18 protein-coding genes and 1 tRNA gene are annotated in these 22,191 nt (G+C 46.0%); 13 read left to right on the top strand and 6 right to left on the bottom strand.

Annotated elements, in window-relative coordinates; all coding sequences use genetic code 11:
* Positions 1-32 precede the first annotated feature (32 nt).
* The 5 genes from NtB2_RS00950 (at position 33) to NtB2_RS08510 (ending at position 5,970) form a co-directional block, all read left to right on the top strand.
* Positions 33-671 (top strand): nitroreductase family protein, encoded by a 639-nt coding sequence (locus NtB2_RS00950; RefSeq protein WP_109245069.1) that lies wholly within the window; start codon positions 33-35, stop codon positions 669-671.
* Positions 672-692: 21 nt separating this feature from the next.
* On the top strand, positions 693-1,058 hold the full coding sequence (locus NtB2_RS00945) for a DUF1304 domain-containing protein (RefSeq protein ID WP_109245068.1): 366 nt from the start codon (positions 693-695) through the stop codon (positions 1,056-1,058).
* Positions 1,059-1,345: 287 nt separating this feature from the next.
* Positions 1,346-3,085, top strand: coding sequence for an ABC transporter ATP-binding protein (locus NtB2_RS00940; protein ID WP_109245067.1), 1,740 nt, complete (start codon positions 1,346-1,348; stop codon positions 3,083-3,085).
* Between the two features lie 3 nt (positions 3,086-3,088).
* Positions 3,089-5,083: an ABC transporter ATP-binding protein gene (locus tag NtB2_RS00935; protein WP_109245066.1), complete on the top strand. Its 1,995-nt coding sequence runs from the start codon at positions 3,089-3,091 to the stop codon at positions 5,081-5,083.
* 635 nt (positions 5,084-5,718) lie between these two features.
* Positions 5,719-5,970 (top strand): DUF8821 family protein, encoded by a 252-nt coding sequence (locus NtB2_RS08510; RefSeq protein WP_125194924.1) that lies wholly within the window; start codon positions 5,719-5,721, stop codon positions 5,968-5,970.
* A 29-nt stretch (positions 5,971-5,999) separates the two neighbouring features.
* Here the strand turns inward: NtB2_RS08510 and NtB2_RS00920 are convergent, their stop codons facing one another.
* The 5 genes from NtB2_RS00920 to NtB2_RS00900 form a co-directional block, all read right to left on the bottom strand.
* Positions 6,000-6,212 (bottom strand): YdbC family protein, encoded by a 213-nt coding sequence (locus NtB2_RS00920; protein ID WP_109245063.1) that lies wholly within the window; start codon positions 6,210-6,212, stop codon positions 6,000-6,002.
* Positions 6,213-6,252: 40 nt separating this feature from the next.
* Entirely contained in the window at positions 6,253-7,521 is a 1,269-nt protein-coding gene (murA, locus tag NtB2_RS00915) for a UDP-N-acetylglucosamine 1-carboxyvinyltransferase (RefSeq protein WP_109245062.1), read from the bottom strand.
* Between the two features lie 42 nt (positions 7,522-7,563).
* A complete protein-coding gene (locus tag NtB2_RS00910) occupies positions 7,564-7,824 on the bottom strand; it encodes a metal-sensitive transcriptional regulator (protein ID WP_109245061.1) in 261 nt (86 codons plus the stop codon).
* Entirely contained in the window at positions 7,817-8,107 is a 291-nt protein-coding gene (locus tag NtB2_RS00905) for a rhodanese-like domain-containing protein (RefSeq protein WP_109245060.1), read from the bottom strand. Before NtB2_RS00905 ends, NtB2_RS00910 begins: the two co-directional genes overlap by 8 nt.
* 418 nt (positions 8,108-8,525) lie before the next feature.
* Entirely contained in the window at positions 8,526-8,705 is a 180-nt protein-coding gene (locus tag NtB2_RS00900; protein ID WP_109245059.1) for a DUF2929 family protein, read from the bottom strand.
* A 213-nt stretch (positions 8,706-8,918) separates the two neighbouring features.
* On the opposite strand from NtB2_RS00900, the gene NtB2_RS00895 reads away from it, so the two are divergent.
* Entirely contained in the window at positions 8,919-12,062 is a 3,144-nt protein-coding gene (locus tag NtB2_RS00895) for a DNA polymerase III subunit alpha (protein ID WP_109245058.1), read from the top strand.
* 34 nt (positions 12,063-12,096) lie between these two features.
* Here NtB2_RS00895 and bcaP read toward each other — a convergent pair whose 3' ends face one another.
* Complete coding sequence (bcaP, locus tag NtB2_RS00890; protein WP_109245057.1) at positions 12,097-13,506, bottom strand: branched-chain amino acid permease BcaP; 1,410 nt, start codon at positions 13,504-13,506, stop codon at positions 12,097-12,099.
* A 224-nt stretch (positions 13,507-13,730) separates the two neighbouring features.
* Here bcaP and NtB2_RS00885 point away from each other — a divergent pair.
* The 7 genes from NtB2_RS00885 (at position 13,731) to NtB2_RS00855 (ending at position 22,089) form a co-directional block, all read left to right on the top strand.
* A tRNA-Cys gene (locus NtB2_RS00885) sits at positions 13,731-13,801 on the top strand.
* A gap of 545 nt (positions 13,802-14,346) precedes the next feature.
* Positions 14,347-16,011: a peptide ABC transporter substrate-binding protein gene (locus NtB2_RS00880; protein ID WP_109245157.1), complete on the top strand. Its 1,665-nt coding sequence runs from the start codon at positions 14,347-14,349 to the stop codon at positions 16,009-16,011.
* Between the two features lie 354 nt (positions 16,012-16,365).
* Positions 16,366-18,042: a peptide ABC transporter substrate-binding protein gene (locus tag NtB2_RS00875; RefSeq protein WP_109245156.1), complete on the top strand. Its 1,677-nt coding sequence runs from the start codon at positions 16,366-16,368 to the stop codon at positions 18,040-18,042.
* Positions 18,043-18,123: 81 nt separating this feature from the next.
* Positions 18,124-19,047, top strand: a complete 924-nt coding sequence (locus NtB2_RS00870) for an ABC transporter permease (RefSeq protein WP_109245056.1) — start codon at positions 18,124-18,126, stop codon at positions 19,045-19,047.
* A gap of 15 nt (positions 19,048-19,062) precedes the next feature.
* A complete protein-coding gene (locus NtB2_RS00865) occupies positions 19,063-20,097 on the top strand; it encodes an ABC transporter permease (RefSeq protein ID WP_109245055.1) in 1,035 nt (344 codons plus the stop codon).
* A gap of 3 nt (positions 20,098-20,100) precedes the next feature.
* Positions 20,101-21,150: an ABC transporter ATP-binding protein gene (locus NtB2_RS00860; RefSeq protein ID WP_109245054.1), complete on the top strand. Its 1,050-nt coding sequence runs from the start codon at positions 20,101-20,103 to the stop codon at positions 21,148-21,150.
* Positions 21,151-22,089, top strand: a complete 939-nt coding sequence (locus tag NtB2_RS00855; protein ID WP_109245053.1) for an ABC transporter ATP-binding protein — start codon at positions 21,151-21,153, stop codon at positions 22,087-22,089. It abuts the gene before it with no gap.
* The last annotated feature ends 102 nt before the right edge of the window (positions 22,090-22,191 follow it).

The raw sequence follows: 22,191 nt of genomic DNA, 5'->3' as shown, positions 1-22,191 counted from the left end.
TAATAAATTAAGAATTTTTAAGGGAAATCAAAATGACTTCAAACTTTAAGAACAACGACTTCGCAGACATCACCCTCAACCGCAAATCCGTCAAGGTCTTTGACAAGGACTACAAGATTTCACATGAAGAAATGCTGGAAATGATCCAGGAGGCGACGACTGCCCCATCTTCTGTCAACATGCAGTCCTGGCGTTTTGTCGTGGCAGAATCAGACGAGGCCAAAGCGACCCTCCATCCTCTCGTCCGCTTTAACACCCGACAAAACGAGACCTCATCAGCCATGGTCCTGGTCTTTGGCGACATGAAAAACTACGAATACGCTGAAGAAATCTACGGCAAGACCGTCGCTGACGGTCACATGGACGAAGCAACGAAGAATCAACTCCTTGACGCCTACATTCCCTACTATGAAAGCTTTTCAAAAGAGGTCATGAACGATGTCGTCAAAATCGATGCCAGCCTCGCTGCCATGCAGTTCATGCTCATTGCCCGTGCCCACGGCTATGAGACCAATCCTATCGGTGGCTTTGAGGCAGACCAGCTTGCTGAAGCCTTTGGCATGGACAAGGACCGCTATATCCCTGTCATGATTATCGCTATCGGCAAGGGAGCCGTAGAAGGCCACGGCAGTTCCCGTCTCCCAGCAGAAAAGCTGACCAGCTTCAAATAATAGAAGAAAGTAGACTTTTTGATGTCGAATATAACGATGATTTTGAGCCTGCTCGTTGCCCTCGAGTTTTTCTATATCATGTCCCTAGAGACCCTTGCGACTAGCTCAAAGGTGACGGCCCGGGTCTTTAAGATGCCCCAAGAAGAACTCAGCCGGCCCAGTGTTCAGACCCTTTTCAAGAACCAGGGCGTCTATAATGGCCTGATTGGCCTGGGCCTGCTCTATGCCCTCTTTTTCTCAGCCTCAGGCCTTGAAATCCTCCGCCTACTCTTGATTTATATCATCCTGGTCGCCCTCTATGGCAGTTTTACCAGTGATAAGAAGATTATCCTGACTCAGGGAGGTCTCGCCACCTTGGCTCTGGCTAGCAGTTTTGTTTTGAATTAAAATTAAGGAGGTTATAGTGGAGTGGAGGAAATCCGGTCAGCCCCTGTGCCAAGGCAAGTGCTGAGACCGAAGGGCTCAGCACTTAGCAATGAAAGCCCGCAGGGCTTTGCTTGCGTGCCCACAGAGGCTAGCCGGATTTCCAGAACGCAACGACTCTTCAGTATGAAAATCATTAACATCAAAATAAATTAACGCTATTAGTATTTTTAATTTGAAAACAAATCCTGAAAGTGTTAAAATGATTGAGTCTTAAATAGAAGAAATATTAGAAAAGGAAATGGGAAAACATGATTTTCAAATCCATCAAAAAGCATATCTGGGTGGTCCTTGGAGCAATCCTCGCCACCTTCATTTATGCGGGTACCCAACTCTACCAACCCCAAGTCATGAAACACATCCTGACCGTCCTCTCATCGACGACCTATACGCGTCATGAGATGTCGCAGAAGGTCTCAGGCTACGGAATTGAACTCCTGATTGTCGCAGGCATCGGGATTGTCGCAGCTATCCTCAGCACGCTAGCTGCAGCCCGCGTCGCCCAGGCCATCGGGGCTGATGTTCGTGAAGCAACTTATAAGAAAATCAATACATTTTCTTATGAAAACGTCGAAGAATTTAACGCTGGCAACCTCGTCGTCCGGATGACCAATGACGTGACTCAGATTCAAAATCTGATGTTCATGGTCTTTCAAATCCTCATGCGGATTCCGGTCCTCCTGATTGGGGGTGTGATTCTTTCCATCACGACCCTGCCTCGCCTTTGGTGGATTACGGTCATCTTGATCATCTTGATTCTCGCTGTCACAGCTCTTCTGATGGGCCGGATGGGGCCTCACTTTATGGCCTTCCAAAAACTCATGGACCGAATCAACGCCATTGCCAAGCAAAACCTGCGGGGCTCTCGTGTCGTCAAATCCTTTGTCCAAGAGCAAAATCAAATCGATGAATTTGACAAGACCTCAGACACCCTCTATGACCACAACTGGGCGGTCGGCAAGCTCTTCTCTGCCATGATTCCCCTCTTTACCGTCATTGCTCAGGGTGCCATCTGGCTGGCCATCTGGTTCGTCTCAACCTTTGTGACCAACTCAACCAGCATTGCCCAAGAAAGCATCGGTGGCCTCTCTACCTTCATGACCTACATGGGCATGATCATGTTTGCCATCATCATGGGTGGGATGATTTCTATGTTTGCCTCACGTGGGATGGTTTCTATCGGCCGTATCAATGAGGTGCTTAAGACTGAGCCTGCCATGAAGTTTGATGAAACTGCGCAAGACGAAGTCCTTGCAGGTTCTGTCGAGTTTGACCATGTCTCATTTAGCTATCCACACGATGAAGAAGCCATGCTCAAAGACATCAGCTTCAAGATCGAGCCTGGTCAGATGGTCGGGATTGTTGGTGCGACTGGGGCTGGTAAATCCACCCTGGCCCAGCTGATTCCTCGGCTCTTTGACCCGACTGAAGGGACGGTCAAGGTCGGTGGTAAAGACCTGAAAAACGTCTCTCGTGGGACTCTCAAGCAAAATATCTCGATTGTCCTCCAAAAGGCAATTCTCTTTTCCGGCACGATTGCGGGCAATATCAAGCAGGGAAAGGCTGATGCGACTGAGGCTGACATGTCACGGGCTGCACAGATTGCCCAAGCCGCTGAGTTCATCCAAAACAAGGAGGGCCAGTACGATGCAGAAGTCGAAGAACGCGGTAACAACTTCTCCGGCGGTCAAAAGCAACGCCTGTCCATCACACGGGGTGTCGTCAAGAACCCGAATGTCCTGATCCTCGATGACTCGACCTCAGCCCTTGACGCCAAGTCTGAAAAGCTAGTCCAAGAGGCTCTGAACAAGGACCTCAAGGACACGACCACCATCGTCATTGCCCAGAAGATTTCTTCTGTCGTCCATGCTGATAAGATCCTGGTCCTTGACCAGGGTAAACTGGTCGGCGAAGGAACCCACAGCGAGCTCGCTGCTAGCAATGCCGTTTATCAAGAAATTTACGAAACTCAGAAAGCAAAGGAGGACTAAAAGATGGAAAATACTAAAAATATGAAAAAGACATCTGATACTGGTCGTGCGATCAGGTTCTTCTACCTTTATCTGAAAAAATACAAGCTCCAGTTTGTTGTGATTTTGATTTTCATTATCGCAGCGACCTGGTTGCAGGTCATCGCTCCGTCACTCTTGGGGGATGCGATTACCAATTTGACCAAGTACGTCCAGGCCTACTTTGTCCATCAGCGTGCAGGTCAATCCCAGCAGGCCCTGCAACAGATTGCGGCCCAGCTTTCACAAATGACTCATCAAAGTGTCAGCTGGCAACAGGTGCCTGAAGTGGTGAAACACCTGCCAGAGGCAGCTCAAAGCCAGATCACGTCACACTTGCCAAAGGGTACAACGCTTGACCTGCTTAAGACGGTCGCCACAAGCCCTAAGGCTGATATCTCAAGCTTCATGACCGGTATGTGGAAGCTCCTTGCGACCTATATCGCAACTGGCGTCTCTATGCTGATCTACACCCTCCTGTTCTCCCGCATCGTGGCTCATTCGACCAATCGCATGCGGAAAGGCCTCTTTGGAAAGCTTGAGCGACTGACCATCAGCTACTTTGACCGCCATCAAGACGGTGACATCCTGGCCCGTTTTACGTCTGACCTGGATAATATCCAAAACACGCTCAACCAGGCCCTGGTCTCTGTGATTTCAAACGGTGCTCTCTTTATCGGTGTCCTGATTCAGATGTTCCATAAGGATACGAAGTTTGCTTTGCTGACGGTTTCTGTCTCATGGATTGCCATCATTGCAGCCTTTATCATCGTTCGTCAGGCCAAAAAGTCGACTGACCGGCAACAAGAAGAAGTCTCACAATTGAATGCCTACATGGATGAAAAGATTTCTGGTCAAAAGGCCATCATCGTCGAAGGCCTCCAAGAAGACTCTGTGGCTGGCTTCCTGTCACATAATGAGAAAGTCAAAAAACGGACCTTTGCGGCTCAGGCCTGGTCTGGTATGATTTTCCCACTCATGAACGGCTTCCAGCTCTTGACCATCGCCATCGTTATCTTTGGTGGGACTTCTATCGTCTTGAATGACAATAACACCTCACTGGCTGTCGGCCTTGGCCTGATTGTAGCCTTTGTGCAATATGCCCAGACCTACTACAATCCGATCATGCAGGTGTCGTCAAACTTTGGTCAACTCCAGCTTGCCATTACCGGTGCGACCCGCTTAAATGTTATGTTTGATGAACCTGAAGAAATTCGTCCTGAAAATGGCAAGGAATTTACAGGCATCAAAGAAGGCGTACAAATCGAGCACCTCGACTTTGAATACCTGCCTGGCAAGCCGGTCCTCCGTGATGTCAACATTGACGTCAAGAAGGGCCAGATGGTCGCCTTGGTCGGCCCAACCGGCTCTGGTAAGACGACTGTTATGAACCTGATGAACCGCTTCTACGATGTCAATGGCGGGGCTGTCAAGTTTGACGGTACAGACATCCGTGAATTTGACCTGGACAGCCTGCGTTCTAAGGTAGGGATTGTCCTCCAGGAGTCTGTCCTCTTTGACGGCACGATTGCCGATAATATTAAATTCGGGAAGCAGGATGCGACTCAAGAAGAAATCGAGACCGTGGCTAAGACCACCCACATCCACGAATTTATCATGAGCCTGCCTGAAGGCTATGAGACCCATGTCTCTGATGAAGAGTCCGTCTTCTCAGTCGGACAAAAGCAACAGATTTCAATTGCCCGTACCATCTTGACAAATCCTGACCTCCTCATCCTCGATGAAGCAACGTCTAACGTCGACACCGTCACTGAGCAACAAATCCAATGGGCCATGGAAGCTGCGATTGCAGGCCGGACCTCATTCGTCATTGCCCACCGACTGAAGACCATCTTGAACGCTGACAAAATCGTCGTCCTCAAAGACGGCCAAGTCATCGAAGAAGGCAACCACCACGAGCTCGTCGCTCAAGGTGGCTTCTATGCTGAGCTTTATCATAATCAGTTTGTGTTTGAGTAAAAAACAGTGCTAACGCACTGTTTTTCTAATCTCGCAGCATGGTGTTATTACAGCATGCCGTGGAACAGATAAGGACAATACATTCAGATAAAGCTATGAGCCTATAGCCAATAAAAGTAATTTATACTCAGTATGTTTTTCTAATCTCGCAGCATGCTGCTATCACAACGTTTCATTGGAAACAAAAAGACAGTACATTCAGGAAAAGCTAAGAGCCTATGGCCTATAGAAAATGCTATACCTAGTGGATATTTTTTCTGTTCTCGCAAAATGATGCTATTACTGGAATTGTCGAGGAGCGGGAGTTGAGTCAAGCAGGAAAAATTTTAAGCAGTTAAGAACGAGTCCCGTTCCAGAAATTCTGCAAAAACACTGTGAGGCCCGCAAGCAAAGCTTCGCTTTCATTGCTAACTATCGAGCCCTTTGGTCTCGCCAGTTGCCATGTTTCGCAGTGTTTTTGCAGAATTTCTTCCACTCGAGGCCTATCAATATGGATTTCCTCTGGGGATCTAAAAGCAATCTCATTATTCCTCATCAAGCATCTTATCAAAGCCGGCCAGTTCCTCTTTAATAAGCCCAAGCAAAACTTCTGGAATCTTCCTAAACCTTATCCCTTTCCCGAAATATATCAACCAATGCACAAAATAGTCCAACCGCTCGTCGTCTTTAACATCGAGGCTCGTCCTGCTGGCTTGCGGGCGAATGATGCCCGTTATTTTAAGAACCACTATAAGCATGATTTAGAGACGTTTGCAGTAGAAGAACGCCCAGAGTTCTTGGATTTTGTGAAGGCCTGTCTGCCTGAACGAAATTTGGTTCTGTCGTCTGAAGCCTTAGCTAACGAGACTTATTGGGGAAAGATTTGGATTCCTGTTGTCAGAAAGTAAGAAAAAAGCAGTCCACCCGACTGCTTTTCCTAATTCGTCAACTCCTTAACCAAGGCCTTAAACTCCTCATCCGTCAAGGTAATCCCCTTCCCCATCTTAGTGTGGTCAGGCGACCAGCTTCTCAGGTCGTACTTGGCGTCGGCGTCGTTCCAAGAGACGAGATTGAGTTCCTTGGTCCAGCCGGCCTTGTTTTCTGAGAGTGTGATCAGGTGCTCGACGATTTCATATTTTAATTCTGCCATCTTGTCCTCCTAGGCTTTATCCGTAAAATAAAGCCAGATGTCAATCTTCTTCGATGATTTGGATGTCGGCTCCTAGAGCTGTCATCTTTTCGATGATATTGTCATAGCCTCGCAGGATAAACTCAATATTGCTGATGACTGTACTGCCTGAAGCAATGGCACCAGCGACAACGAGGCAGGCACCGGCCCGGAGGTCGGTCGCATGGACCTGGTTGCCAGTCAATTTATTGGGAGCCCCATAATGAATCCGATCGCCGACGGCTGTGATTTCAGCCCCCATGCGGGCGAGTTCAGGCACGTGGTTGACCCGTTTTTCATAAATCGTGTCCATGATCCAGCCCTTGCCTTCTGCTAAAAGCAGGAGGGGGGTGATTGGCTGTTGCAGGTCGGTCGCAAAGCCAGGGTATGGTACGGCCTTGATATTGACGCTTTTAAGATTGTCAGATTTATGAACCTCGATAGAATCTTCGCGGATGGTCATCCGGACGCCCATTTCTTCGAGCTTGGCCACAAAGGCTTCTAGGTGCTCATAGATGACATTGTCAACGACAATCCCGTCGCCCATGGCAGCGGCGAGTGCCAGATAGGTCCCAGCCTCGATCCGGTCAGGGATGACGGTATGGCTAGCCCCGTGGAAGTCTTGTGTGCCGGTAATCCGGATGATGTCCGTCCCAGCCCCACGGACCTTGGCTCCCATGTTGTTCAAAAGCGTCGCCACATCAATGATTTCGGGCTCGCGGGCGGCATTTTCGATGATGGTCACACCGTCAGCGGCAGCAGCCGCCAGCATGGTGTTGATTGTCGCTCCGACAGAGACCACGTCCATGTAGATGCTGGCTCCATTGAGCTGGTCGCCAGTCTTCTCCAGGTGCATGGCTTCTTCTTGATAAGACATCTCAGCTCCGAGTGCCTCAAAAGCCTTGATATGCAGGTCAATCGGGCGGGGACCAAGGTCACAGCCTCCAGGCAGGCCGACCGTCGCCTGGCCAAAGCGGGCGAGGAGGGCACCATTAAAGTAGTAAGAAGCACGCAGGGAGTTGATTTTTCCATAAGGCAGGGGCTTAGAGACGACAGGCCGGGTATCGATGACCAGTTTTCCGCCATCGACATCACGTTCGATGACAGCCCCCATGATTTCCATGATTTCGACGAGACTGGCCACGTCAGAGATGTCAGGGACCCCTTCGAGCGTGACGATGTCATTGGCGAGGATGGTCGCCGGAATCAGCGCAACGACAGAGTTCTTGGCACCAGAGACGGTGACCTTACCAGAAAGGCGTTTTCCGCCATTAATTTTTATCTTTTGCATGTTTTAATTTTTCTAAATTAGGATTTTCTTTCATCCATTTTATCATTTTTTGATGATGAGGTCGATGGCTTTTTGGATTTTTGCCTCCCGGTCGCCAGCCTCTTCCGCTTCGAGCACGGTCGTCTTGAGGTTTTCAGCGACAATCAGGCCGATGAGCTTGTCAATGCTGTTTCGCACAGCTGTGAGCTGGGTGACCACGTCGCCGCAGACTTCTTCAGCCTCCATCATCTTTTGGACGCCACGCATCTGGCCTTCAGCCCGCTTAAGCCGATTGACCATCTTGGCATCGTAGACCTTAGTCATGACTAATTTCTCCATTCCAGGCCATCATACCGCCGTCAATATTGACGACCTCGTAGCCATTGGCTTCTAGAAATTCGCAGGCCTTCATCGAGCGGCCACCAGAGCGACAGATGATGTAGTTGGGCTCATCTTTTTTGAACATGCCCAACTTAAACTTGCTCAATGGGGCATTTTTAGCCTCCTTGATATGACCGTCAGAGAATTCGGAATCCTCCCGAACATCTACCAGATGAGGCTTTTCAGGGAGGAGTTTTAAGAGTTCATGTGTACTAATTGTTTTCATAGTTTTTATTATATACCGGAGGGGGTATAAATGCAAATTTGGGAGTCCCATGAATGGGTTCGTTCCATTCCAGAAATCCTGCAAAAGATGATGTGAGGCACGCAAGCAAACCTTCGGTTTCATTGCTAGATGTCGAGCCCTGCGGTCTCGCCGTCTGCCTTTTTTACATCATTTTTGCAGGATTTCTTCCATTACACTATTGCGAGACTATAATTATAAAATTAGGATTTATTCAATTTTTGAGAGTTAGTAGCTCCAGAAAACCGCCAGCAGACTGCAGTGAAAAAGGCAGAATTTGAGACCTAAGGCTCAAATTCTAGGAATGGAAGCCGTAGGCTTCGCTTCCGGCCCACTGCGGTCTGCTGGCGGTTTTCTGGAGCAGCACCACCCAGCAGAGATTTCCAAAAATAAAAAAGGCCTAAGCCTTCTTCTGTGGAGTGACTGCGATGGCCTGAAAAATCAGGATAAAAATCGCAAATCCGATAGATGCATATAAGACATAGAGGGGGTTATCTGGCACGCCAGCGAGAGCGGTCATAATATAGCCTACGACTTGTCCAATCACAAGGGTCCAAAATAGGGTGACAATGACTTTCATAATAGGTCTTCTTTCGATATTTTATCTATTATTTAGTATAATACTTATAAGATGTTTTTTCAAGTTTGACTATTTTTCTTCTGCTAAAAACCGAGCCTTTCGATCTCACCATTTGACTTTTTCACAGCAACTTGTGGCTCGGCTCTAACTCCACTTGTCAGACCAAAATAGAAAAATAACCTGCAGAGACAGAAAACCCCAGAAAGGAGCCCTATGTTCGCCCAGCTGAATACTAAAACCGAATATAGTTTCTTAGACAGCGTGGTCAGGACCAGGACTTATTTTGAGCGGGCACAGCATCTGGGCTTTGAGACGATTGGGATTACGGATGTCGGCAATCTCTATGCAGCTAGACAGTTGATGACTAGGGCGAAAGACTATGGACTCAAAGCGGTGGTCGGTCTTGAATTGAGCTTTAGTTGGCAGGGTCTGCCGATTACTTTTGCCTTCATTGCCAAAAATACGACTGGCTACAAGCATCTCCTGCGGATTTTGACCCTGCACAATTATGAACGGCGGAGCTTTGAGGACATTAAGAACTATCTGGAGGGCCTTGCTCTGGTCGTCCCAGAGGCCTACGGCAATCTTCCTGAGTTAGCTAAGCTTGTCCCTGAGCTTTATGTCGGCATCAATCGCTCGACCTCAAAAGAGGCCCGCTTCCTCCTGCCTGCCCTGCCTTTTCCGAGCGTCCGCTATCTGGACCCTGAAGATGCTGAGAGCCTGGAGGTCCTCCACGCCATTCGCGACGGCCTGGTCTATGACCCCGACCGGATGCTGGGGCAGAGCGAGCTCCTTCAACGTCCAGAGAGTTACCAGGATTATTTCCAGAAGCATTTTCCAGAAGCTGTAAAAAATCTAGAAATCTTAGTTGCAGACATCAGCTATGAGACCGATGAAAAGCTGGCCCTGCCCCGCTTTGATAAGACGAGGCCTGCGGTTGAGCATCTGAGGGCAGAAGCAGAAGCTGGCCTTGCCCTGAGACAGCTCTCGAGTGATACGGTAGCCTACCAAGACCGCCTCGACAGAGAGCTCTCGGTCATTCACCAGATGGGCTTTGACGACTACTTCCTGATTGTCGCCGACCTCCTGCGTTATGCCAAAGAAGAAGGCATTTATTGCGGGATGGGGCGTGGCTCTGCGGCGGGCTCGCTCGTAGCCTATGCTCTCGGCATTACCCAGGTGGATCCGGTCAAGAACCATCTGCTCTTTGAGCGGTTCCTGAACCCTGAGCGGATTGCCATGCCCGATATTGACATCGACATGCCAGACGACAAGCGGGCGGATTTTTTGGCCTACATGAAAAACCGCTATGGCAATGACCATGTGGCCCAGATTGTTACCTTCTCGACCCTGGCTAAGCGTCAGGCAATTCGTGATGTGGCTAAGGCCTTTGGTCTGTCGGAAATCGAGATTTCTGGGATGACTAGACTTTTGGCTAACCGCTTTGGTAGCCTGGCCGATGAATATGAGAGCAATCCAAGATTCAAGGCTGAGCTCCTCAAAAACCCCCAGTTGATGAAGATTTACGAGCTCGCCCGCAGGATTGAGGGCATGCCAAGGCAGACCTCGGTCCATGCCTCTGGTGTTGTTCTTTCTGAGCGGTCGCTGGTCAACTATGTGGCCCTCAAACCATCGGATGACCTGGCCCTGGCCCAATACGAAGCCGGCGACATTGAGGCGATTGGCCTCTTGAAAATCGATTTCTTGGGTCTGAGAAACCTCTCTGTCCTTGAGCGGATGCGGAGTCTGGTTAAGACTCGCAAGCAACTCGATGTCGACCCGGTCAAGATTGACCTGGAAGACGAGGAGACGCTGGCTTTATTTAGGGCTGGCAACACCCTCGGTATCTTCCAATTTGAAAACCCGCAGATGCGGCGTTTTTTGAGAAATCTGTCCCCGACAAAATTCGACGATATTGTCGATGCGACTTCAATATTTAGGCCGGGACCTAGCCAGTTTATCCCGCAATTTGTGGCGAGACGACATGGTAAGGAGGCGGTGCCTGAGGTTGATGCCTCTATCCAGGACATTCTTGCTCCGACTTACGGTATCATGATTTATCAGGAGCAGATCATGCAGGTGGCCCAACGCTTTTCAGGCTTTTCGCTCGGCCGTGCCGACCTTTTACGGCGGGCCATTTCTAAAAAGAAAGATGGCGAATTTGAAAGGCTCCGCTCTGAGTTTCTGGCAGGTGCCAAGAGCCTCGGCCACAGCGAGGGCCAGGCCAGCCAGATTTATGACCTGATTGAACGCTTTGCCAACTACGGCTTCAACCGTTCCCATGCCTATGCCTATGCGGCCCTGGCCTTTCAGTTGGCCTATTTTAAGGCTCATTTTCCAGACGAATTTTACGAGGTCCAGCTGGGCGACCGCAAGCGTGAGACCATGCTGGCTGATGCTCTGGACAATGGTTTAGTACTTGACAAGCCGGCCGTCAACAAGATGCCCTATCATGACCGGGTCGGCGAGCACCGGATTTCGATTGGCCTCAGACAACTCCACAGCCTGCCTCGTGACCTGGCCTTCTGGCTGGTCGAAAATCGGCCTTTTGAGAGCCTGTCAAGCCTAGTCCGGAGTCTGCCTGAAAACTGGCAGAAGAAGGACTATCTGATGCCTTTGATCCAGGTTGGTGCCTTTGATGACCTGGAAGACAGCAACCGGGGGATGCTCGCGGCCAATATAGAACGGCTGATTGACTACCACCAGACCTTCCAGTTGGATTTGTTTAAGGAGAGCAATAGTCAGCTCAAGTTTTCTTATCAGACGGCTGATGATTTTAGCCCTTCTGAGAAATATCAGTTTGAAAAGGATTTGCTGGGCGTGGGGATTACGCCTCATCCTCTGCAGAGTTTAGCTGGCAAGTTTTTGGCCCAATTCACCCCGCTTGAACAGCTTGAGAAAAACAAGCGACAGACGGTTCTAGTCGAGCTCTTAAACATCCGGACTCACCGGACTAAGACAGGCGAGACCATGGCCTTTTTGACGACCTCAGACAGTAAAAATAATTTTAGTGTCACCCTATTCCCTGAAAATTATCGGCACTTTATGGGCCGGCTAGAGCAAGGCCACTACTATCTCATGACCGGCAAGGTCACTGAGAGAAACGACGAGCTCCAGCTGGCGGCCGACCGGATTTCTGAGCTGGTCGAGACCGACCGCAAGCTCTGGCTCAACCTGCAAGACAATAGCAAAAACAAGGCGATTGCCAAGCTATTGGCTGAGTTTCCCGGCTCCCATCAGGTCGTCCTCCACTCTGAGGTAGACAAGGCGACCCGGCAGATTAACCAGTATGTGGCTGAAGATGAACAACTCTTGAAACGCTTATCTAGCCTGGTCTTGGCGGCAGTCTATAAATAAAAAAGCAGATTCGACAAGAATCTGCTTTTTTTTTTTAAGCCTCTTTATTATTTTTGCTGTGCTTAGAGCCATAGAGCCAGTAGACCACAATCCCAATGAGGAACCAGATGAAGGCAGTCATCTTAGCTAATGAGTCGAGACCTTCAAAGACGATGATAGAGCCGATCGCACCAAGGGCTGGCAGGATTGGATAGAAGGGCATCTTGTAGCTGGCTTCTGGCAGGTCCTTGCCTTCACGAGGGCGGAGGGCAAACATGCCCAATGACACGAAGATGAAGGCGACCAGTGTCCCTGCAGAAATCAGCTGGGCCAGGAAAGCAAATGGGAAGAAGGCGCCGATGACGATGGCAACGACGGTGATCGTAATCAAAGCGTTTGACGGCAGGCCCCGTTTGTCAAATTTCCCAAGCTTGGCAGGGAGGAGCCCGTCACGGCCAAAGGCGTAGAGGAGGCGGGAGCCTGCAAGAATCATGCCGAGGAGGGCGACGAACATGCCGGCATCAGCGACGACAGAGACGATGATGGACAGATTCTTGAAGCCAGATTGGGCAAGTGCCCAAGATACAGGGGCAGCGTTGCCAGCGTAGTCGCTATAAGGATGCATACCGACAAGGACCAGCGTCACGGCTGAGAAGAGGACGACAGCGATGGCGAGGGAGCCGAGAATCCCGATGGGCATGGTCCGCTTTGGATTTTTTGCCTCAGCAGAGTTGGCAGCAATCGAGTCAAAACCGATGTAGGCCAGGAAAATCATAGAGACACCAGAGAGGATGCCGGACATGCCGCCGAAGCCGGTCTTAGGGTTGTGGGCAGGGACGAAAGGTACGTAGTTTTGTGGCTTGATGACTGTGATACCGATAACGACAAAGACCAGGATGGCAGCGACCTTGAGGAAGACCAGGACCTGTGAGACCTTGCCGGCGTCATTGGCCCCCATGAAGACAATGACACCGGCGATAGCAATCACGAGGAGCGAAATCAAGTCGACGATACCGCCCTTGGTCCCGAAAGGATTCGAGAGGGTCGCAGGAAGCGTGATGTGGAGCTGGCTCAGCAGGTTTTGGAAGGTGGCAGAGAAGCCGGAGCCGACAAAAGCGACGGCGATGAAGTACTCTGCAAGCAGGGCCCAGCCGGCTACCCAGCCAAAGCCTTCGCCAAAGAGGACAGAAATCCAAGAAAAGGCGGAGCCGGCAAAGGGCATGACATTGGCCATCTCGGCATAGGCGAAGGCAACGAGGCCTGCGACGACAGCGGCGAGCAGGAAGGAGAAGACGACGGCAGGGCCTGCGAAATCAGCGGCGACGATACCCGGGAGGGTAAAGATTGAGGTAGAGATGATGGTCCCGACACCCAGTGCCAGGAAGTCTCGGACGCCAAGGACTTTTTCGAGCTTGGTGTCGGCCTGTTTGTAGGCGTCAAAGCTCGAGCGTTTTGCAAATGACATAATAATTTCCTCCGAAAACGAATGTATAAGTAAATAAATGTTGTCAGTTTGAAGCTGACTTCCTCAGTGATGGGTGATGTCTTGATGGTCGATTGACCTGATGTAAGAGGATGATACTTATTATAATGTATTTGTATCGAATTGTCAAAAAATTATATCCTTTTATGAAGAATAATCTGAGTCTTGATTTTGAAGGCGAATTTCGCTATAATGGTCAGTGTTATGGCGGCGTAGTGAAGTGGTAACACATGGCTCTGCAAAAGCTTAATCGTCGGTTCAAATCCGATCGCCGCCTTTAATGAGAGTCCATCGTTAGATGGGCTTTTTTGCTAGAAGTTTTGAGGTGCAATGCGACCAATGGGAGCATCGAGGGTCAAAACTCTGTAAAAAAGCTTTTGGATAGGGAAAGCGGAGCGTTCCTCTTTCGTGGTCAGAGGAGCGGGCTGGCATGAGGTCCTTTTCCTTTACTGCATTCAAAGTCTGCTTTGGCAGGCTTTTTTCTTATGCCCTATTTTTTTAGACTGCAACTTTCTACTATATTATGTTAGATTAATCGGCCAAAAAACATTAAGTTTTCAGAAGACATTAGAGAAAGATAAGTTAAAATAAAATTTTCTTATAAAAATGCAATGGTTGAAAACGGCGTTATCTAGCAGAAGTTATCGCTTCCATAAAAATCACTTATGACCAAATTAATTAAAATTTATTAAGAAAAGCGTTGACAGAATTAAAAACAGATGACACAATAAACGACATATTATAATTTTCTGAAGGTTATCGAGAAAGAAGAATCTTTTGGATAAAGCTTTAGGGAGTGCAAAAAGAGAGGAATTATTTGATATGAAGACATGGAAAAAACTTTCACTTGGAACTGCAGGGCTGGCGACGGTCGCGCTTCTGGCAGCTTGTGGGAACTCAAGCTCTGGTTCACAATACCCACAGCTTTCACTGACGACGGACCCGACGACACTTGACTCGGCGACGAACACTTCGACCTACTCAGGCATCCTGATTGGTAACACACAAGAAGGCCTGACTCGGGTCGGCAAGGACGGCAAGCCTGCCAACGCTCTTGCTGAGAGCATCAAGGTCTCAGATGACGGCCTGACCTACAGCGTCAAGCTCCGGGATGGCCTCAAGTGGTCGAACGGTGATGCATTGACTGCCAAAGACTTTGTTTATTCATGGCAACGGGCCAACGCACCAGAGACGGCTTCTCAATACGCCTACCTTATGGCCAACATTGAAAATGCCGAAGCCATCCACACAGGCGAAAATAAAGACTTGTCAAGCTTTGGTGTCAAAGCCCTCAGCGACACTGAACTTGAAATCAAGCTCAGCAAGCCAACCCCTTACTTTGAGTATCTTTTGACGGAAAATATCTATATGCCGGTCAATAAGGGGGCGGTTGAAAAATACGGCAAGCAGTACGGGACGGCGTCAGACAAGGTCGTCTACTCAGGACCTTTTGAGTTCAAGAAGGACGCCGGCTGGACAGGTACTAACGCTAGCTTCAAGCTGGTCAAGAACCAAAATTACTACGATAAGAAGAATGTCAAATCCGAAGAGATTGACTACCAAATCGTCAAAAATCCAAACACGGCTGTGCAGTTGTTCAAGCAGGACAAGCTGGACCAGGCTGAACTCTCAACCACAGACCTCTACACCGCTAACAAGAACTACAATGGTGGCAAGAACAACATCGACCTGAAGGAAGCAACAACAGCCTACATCGAATACAATCAGTCTGGCGAAAATACGTCGAGCCCAGCTGTAGCCAAGGCCCTCAAGAACAAGAAAATCCGTGAAGCTATTAGCCTTGCGACCAACCGGAAAGACATCGTCGACCAGTTTGTCCCAGGCTCAACGCCAGCGACTGGCTTCACACCGGTCGGCATGGCCAAGAACGCCACTGGCGAAGACTTTGCCAGCTATGCAGCTCAAGGCTATGCCTACGACACTGCTAAGGCCAAAACCCTCTGGGAACAAGGGCTGAAAGAAATCGACGAGACTTCGCTCAACATCTCCTTCACGACCGATGCTGACAAGCCTTCTGCCAAGCAGATTGCCGACTACCTCCAGACCTCACTCAGCAAGGCCCTGCCAGGCTTGACGCTGACAGAGAAAATCATTCCTTATGCTCAACGTCTGCAGGATTCTAAAAACGGGAACTTTGATATGGTCATGTCCGTCTGGGGTGGAGATTATGCAGAGCCATCTACTTTCCTTCAACTCTTTACGACAGGTCAGTCTTATAATGATGGAAAGTTCTCAAGTAAAACATATGATGATGCTTTTAAGGCAGCGACAACTACTCCAGATGTTTTAAGTCAAGCTAAAACAGATGCAGATTATAAATTGTTGGAAGATACTCTTTATAAAGGCTCATATATCAACCCAGTTGATTTTCAAGCCAATCCTGCCCTGATGAATCCAAATATCAAAGGTTTACAGTTCCATTCTACAGGTTTAGCTTATGACTTGAAAACGGCATATCTTAAATAATTAAATATAAGGGAGACGTAGTAAAGACTACGTCTTTTTTGTGAAAACAAATTCCATAAAATGAAACAAAAATATCTATAAAAAAATTGTAAGCCCTTGACAAGCTTAATTTAAACTGATAAAATAATAAACATATCGAATTTTCAGACAACTATAGAATAAATTCGAGAATTATTAAGATACTTAATAAAACTAAATACAGTGATTTGAGTTAAAAAATTTTTAATATGAACATAGAAAAGATAAACGTCATTTCACTTTACATTTTAGAATAGATTAAGTACAATAATCAATATAATAAATTTTCTGACGATATCACATTCAGAAAAATGTTAAATGAAAGAGGGAAATTTCATGAAAACTTGGAAAAAAGTAGGCTTAGGAACTGTAGCATTAGTTTCTGTAGCTGTTCTTGCAGCTTGTGGAGGTTCAAAATCATCTTCATCAAGAAATCCGCAGTTAGAATTAACAACGGATATTTCAACACTTGATTCTGCAACATTGACAGATACATATTCAGGTGAAATCACAGGGAATACACAAGAGGGACTTACACGCGTTAATAATAAGAATGTAGCTGTAAATGCTTTCGCAAAAAGTATTAAAGAGTCCTCTGATGGCTTGACTTATACGATTACACTTCGAGATGGTTTGAAATGGTCAGATGGCACAGCTCTTACAGCTAAAGACTTTATTTATGCTTGGCAACGTGCAATCAATCCTGCAACTGGTTCTGCTTATGCTTATCTCCTTTCAGATGCTGGACATATCAAAAATGCAGCTGAAATCAATTCTGGAAAAATCAAAGACCTTAACCAATTGGGCGCAGTTGCTAAAGGAAATGTAATCACTGTTACATTGACACAACCAGTTCCATACTTCAAGTTCTTACTTGCTGAACCTGTATTCTACCCTGTTCAAAAAGCAGCAGTAGATAAATATGGTAAGCAATACGGTACATCTTCAGCTAAAACAGTTTACTCTGGACCATTTATCTTCAAGAAAAATGCTGGCTGGACAGGTACAAATGAATCATTCTCATTAGTTAAAAATCCTAACTACTATGATAAAAAAGATGTAAAATCTAAAGAGATTGATATCCAAGTTGTAAAGAACCCTAATACAGCAGTTCAATTATTCAAATCTGGTAAACTTGATGAAACGCCTATCGCTTCTCCAGATTTATATGCAGCAAACAAAGATTACAATGGTGGCAAAGATTATGTACCATTGAAAGAAGCAACAACGGCTTACATTGAATATAACCAATCAGGCAAAGGAACTTCTAATCCAACAGCTGCTAAAGCACTTCAAAATAAAGATATTCGTCAAGCAATTAATCTTGCTACAAATCGTAAAGACCTTGTTAGTCAATTCTATCCAGGCTCAACACCTGCTACAGGATTTGTCCCTGCAAATATGGCGAAGACACAAACTGGCGAAGACTTTTCAAAATATGCAGCACAACCTTATAGCTATGATGTTGCAAAAGCAAAAACACTTTGGGAAAAAGGTTTGAAAGAAATTGGAGCAACAAAAGTAAATCTTACTTACACTACTGATGCTGACAAACCTGTCGCTAAGTCAACAGCTGACTATCTTCAAACATCTTTGGCTAAAGCCTTACCAGGATTGACAATTACTGAAAGAATCGTTCCATTCCAACAACGTTTGAAAGATTCGCAAACTCAGAATTTTGATATGGTTATGTCACTTTGGGGTGGAGATTATGCTGAACCATCTACATTCTTGAATCTCTTCTTGCCTACATCTGGTCAAAATGATGGTAAAGTTAATAATCCAGCTTATGTTACTGCGTTTAATAAAGCTGCCACATTACCAGATGTATTAGATGATGCAGCACGTAATGCAGATTATAAAGATGCAGAAAAAGCATTATATGAAGAAGCCAGCTTCAATCCTGTATATTTCCGTACAACACCATCACTTAAAAACCCAGACCTTAAAGGTTTGACATTCCATGGTACTGGTCTAAATTATGACTTTAAATCAGTTTATATTAAAAAATAGAAAATAGAAAATAAACAGGCGAAGAAGCAAGGACCTAAAAAAGGTACCTACTTTTTCGTGTTTTTATAAGGAAATTTATTTATGCTAGCAAAATATATTTTGAAACGTGTTTTGTTGATGGTGCTGACACTTTTCTTGGTGGTTACGGCAACTTTTTTCTTGATGCAAGTAATGCCAGGAACACCTTTCAACAATCCTAAACTGTCTCCAAGTCAGCTTCAAGTATTGATGCACAGTTATGGGTTGGATAAACCACTCTATGTACAATATCTTATTTATTTGGGGCACGCCTTTACTGGTAACTTTGGAACATCTTTCACTTACACTAATCAACCTGTAAGTATGATGATTGGACAACGTCTCCCAGTTTCTGCTGAACTTGGACTTGAAGCCATGATTATTGCCATTGTTTTTGGGGTAGTTTTTGGGGTACTTTCTGCTCGTTACAGAAACACGTGGGTTGATAACATTTTGAGTCTTATCTCAACATTTTCATTCTCAGTTCCTTCATTTGTTGTGGGTACTGTTCTGCTTTTGATATTTGGTTATACCTTACAAGCTTTGCCAGTTACTGGCTGGGATGGATTTATGAGTGGCACTTCTGTTATGCCGGCGATTGCACTATCCCTTGCTTCAATGGCGCAAGTAACTGCATTTGTTCGTTCTGAAATGATTGAATCTTTGAATTCGGACTATATACTTTTGGCACGTGCCAAAGGTTTGTCAAGTAAAGAAGTTCTTTGGAAGCACGCATTGCGTAATTCTATGATTCCTATGTTGACATTGATTGGTCCAATGACCGCTGCTTTGTTGACTGGTTCAGTTCTTATTGAGTCTATCTTTAGTATTCCAGGTATTGGGCAACAATTTGTCAATTCTATTCCATCAAAAGACTTCCCTGTTATCATGGGAACAACGATAGTTTATGCGGTCATGCTTATGGCTATGATTCTTATTACAGATATCATTACGGCATTCGTTGACCCACGCGTAAGGTTAGACTAGAGAGGAGAGTAGAAAATGGAAAATATAAATAATAAGTTTACTCTCGTGGGAACAAAAGATACCCACGATATGGAATTAATTTCTAAACCTGCTCTTACTTTTTGGCAAGATGCTTGGCGTCGATTTAAGAAAAATAAAGTAGCAGTTGTAGCAATGGTTGTTGTTGTTTTTACAATTCTTTTTGCTCTGGTTTCAATCGTGATTGTACCACAAAAATCTGCTAATAATTTCAATCCAAATAAGGTGCAAGTTTATAAAAACTTGCCACCAAAGCTTGGAAATGTAGGTATTCCAGGCTGGGATGGCAACTTTACATCTCCTGGGAATACAGATGCAACAAATATTTATAAAGTACAGAAAGTTCCAAAAGATACATCATTTATTTTAGGAACAGATAGTCTGGGGCGTTCTCTTGCAAAACGTACTGTTGTTGGATTACGTATCTCACTTTTGATTGCTTTTTCGGCTATTTTGTTTGATATATTTATCGGTATTACTTACGGTTTAATTTCAGGCTGGATAGGTGGTAGGGTGGATAATATCATGCAACGTATTATTGAAATTATCTCCTCAATTCCTTATCTTGTTATTGTTACAATGCTTGGAATGCTCTTTGGACAAGGAGTTATATCAATTATTTTGGCAATAGGTATGTTTATTTGGACAGGGATTGCTAGGCAAGTGCGTAATCTGACATTAAGCTGGAAAGAACGTGAATTTATTTTGGCTTCGCGTACTTTGGGTGAAAGTACATTCCGTATTATGATTCGTCATTTGTTGCCTAATATGCTTGGAGTTATCATTGTGCAAATCATGTTTGATATTCCATCTGTCATCTTTGCTGAGGCAACTTTATCGGCGATTAACCTTGGAGTTAAACCTCCAACATCATCACTTGGTTCTTTGATTTCTGATGGTATTTCAAGTCTTCAATTTTATCCATTCCAATTGGCGGTTCCTGCTGTTGTACTGTGTTTGTTGTCACTTTCATTCTTCCTATTTGGTTATGGATTGCGTGACGCATTTGACCCTAAATCTAGTGAGGACTGAGAAATGGCTGAAAAAATATTAGAAGTAAAAAATCTACACGTAAATTTTAAAACTTATGCTGGACAAGTAAAGGCTATCCGTAATGTTTCGTTTGACTTGGATAAGGGGCAAACGATAGCTATTGTAGGAGAATCTGGCTCAGGTAAGTCAGTAACGACTAAAACATTGATGGGCTTAAATGCTTCAAATGCAGAAATTCCAGAAGGACAACTTCTCTATAAAGGAAAAGATTTACTAAAAAATACAGAAGTAGAATGGCAAAAGCTCCGCGGAAATGAAATTTCTATGATTTTCCAAGATCCTATGACTTCTTTAGACCCAACGATGCAAATTGGAAAACAAATTGCGGAACCTTTGATTAAGCATAAGGGAATGAAGAAAAAAGAAGCGCTCGCGCGTGCTTTAGAACTTATGAAACAAGTTGGAATCCCAGATGCTGAAAAGCATATCAAGGATTATCCGCATCAATGGTCTGGAGGAATGCGCCAACGTGCTGTTATTGCGATTGCACTTGCTGGAGACCCAGAAATATTAATCGCTGATGAACCAACAACGGCGCTTGATGTTACTATTCAAGCACAAATTATGCACATGATGTCTGAGTTACAACAACGTATTGAATCATCTATTATTTTCATTACTCACGATTTGGGAGTTGTTGCAGGTTTTGCTGATAAAGTTGCTGTTATGTATGCGGGGGAAATTGTAGAATATGGGACGGTTGAAGAAATTTTTTATAATCCACAACATCCATATACATGGGGACTTTTAGATTCTATGCCTATGGTTGATTCTGATGCTGATCGTCTAGTTTCAATTCCAGGGACACCTCCTGATTTGTTGAATCCTCCCAAAGGGGATGCCTTTGCTGCACGTAATAAATATGCGTTAGATATTGATTTTGAAGAGGAACCACCTTATTTTGAAGTTTCTCCTACCCATTATGCAAAAACTTGGCTCCTTGATTCACGTGCACCTAAAGTTGAGCCATCTGATAAGATAAAAGCGCGCTGGGAACGCTGGAGTCAAATGTTAAAGGGGGAGGCTGAATAAATGGTAGAAGAAAGAAAAAAACTTGTTGAGTTAAAAAATATTGATTTAATATTTAACAAGGGGAAACGCAATGCCAATAAAGCAATCAATAATGTTTCCTTTGATATCTATGAAGGAGAGACATTTGGTCTTGTTGGTGAATCTGGCTCAGGTAAAACAACGATTGGTCGAGCTATCTTAAAACTCTATGACAAAGATATTGATAGTGGTGAGATTTTGTTTGATGGCAAGAATGTCATTAATCTTAAAGGGGAAGAATTAAAGGAATTTCGTGCGGAAGCACAAATGATTTTCCAAGATCCTCAAGCTTCATTGAATGGTCGGATGCGGGTCAAGGATGTGATTGCTGAAGGGCTGGATGTGAATGGCCTGGCTAAGTCAGCGCAAGAGCGTGATGCCATCGTCGAGAGCCTGGTTAATCTGGTCGGTCTCAATAAGGACCATCTGACCCGCTACCCGCATGAGTTTTCAGGCGGGCAACGCCAGCGGATTGGGATTGCCCGGGCCCTGGCTGTGAAGCCTAAGTTTATCGTGGCAGACGAGCCGATTTCGGCCTTAGATGTCTCGATTCAGGCCCAGGTGGTCAACCTGCTTAAGGACATCCAAAAGCAGGAAAACCTGACCTATCTCTTCATTGCCCATGACCTGTCGATGGTCAAGTACATCTCTGACCGGATTGGTGTTATGCACTGGGGAAAGATGCTGGAGATTGGGACCTCGGACGAGGTTTACAACAATCCGATTCATCCCTATACCAAGAGCCTGCTCTCTTCGATTCCGGCACCTGACCCGATTTCAGAATGGGAGCGGACACCGCTGGTCTACGACCCGACCACAGAGCTGGACGGCCAGGAGCGAGAGCTTCGGGAGATTGTGCCAGGGCACTTTGTTTATTCGACGGAGGACGAGGCGGAGGAGTATCGGAGGATGGCGGTGTAGAATTCTCAGAGCCTAGAAAAATCTTATTCTTGTAGAGTGATAAAAAATTTTTCAGATAGTAGAGTAGAGTAGAAGAAATTCTGAGAAAACACCGTGAAAGAA

It is taken from the genome of Lactococcus termiticola (assembly GCF_003116835.1).
Lineage (GTDB): Bacteria > Bacillota > Bacilli > Lactobacillales > Streptococcaceae > Lactococcus > Lactococcus termiticola.
Note: the sequence above shows the minus strand (reverse complement) of the source record. Positions and strands in the feature narration are given on the sequence as shown.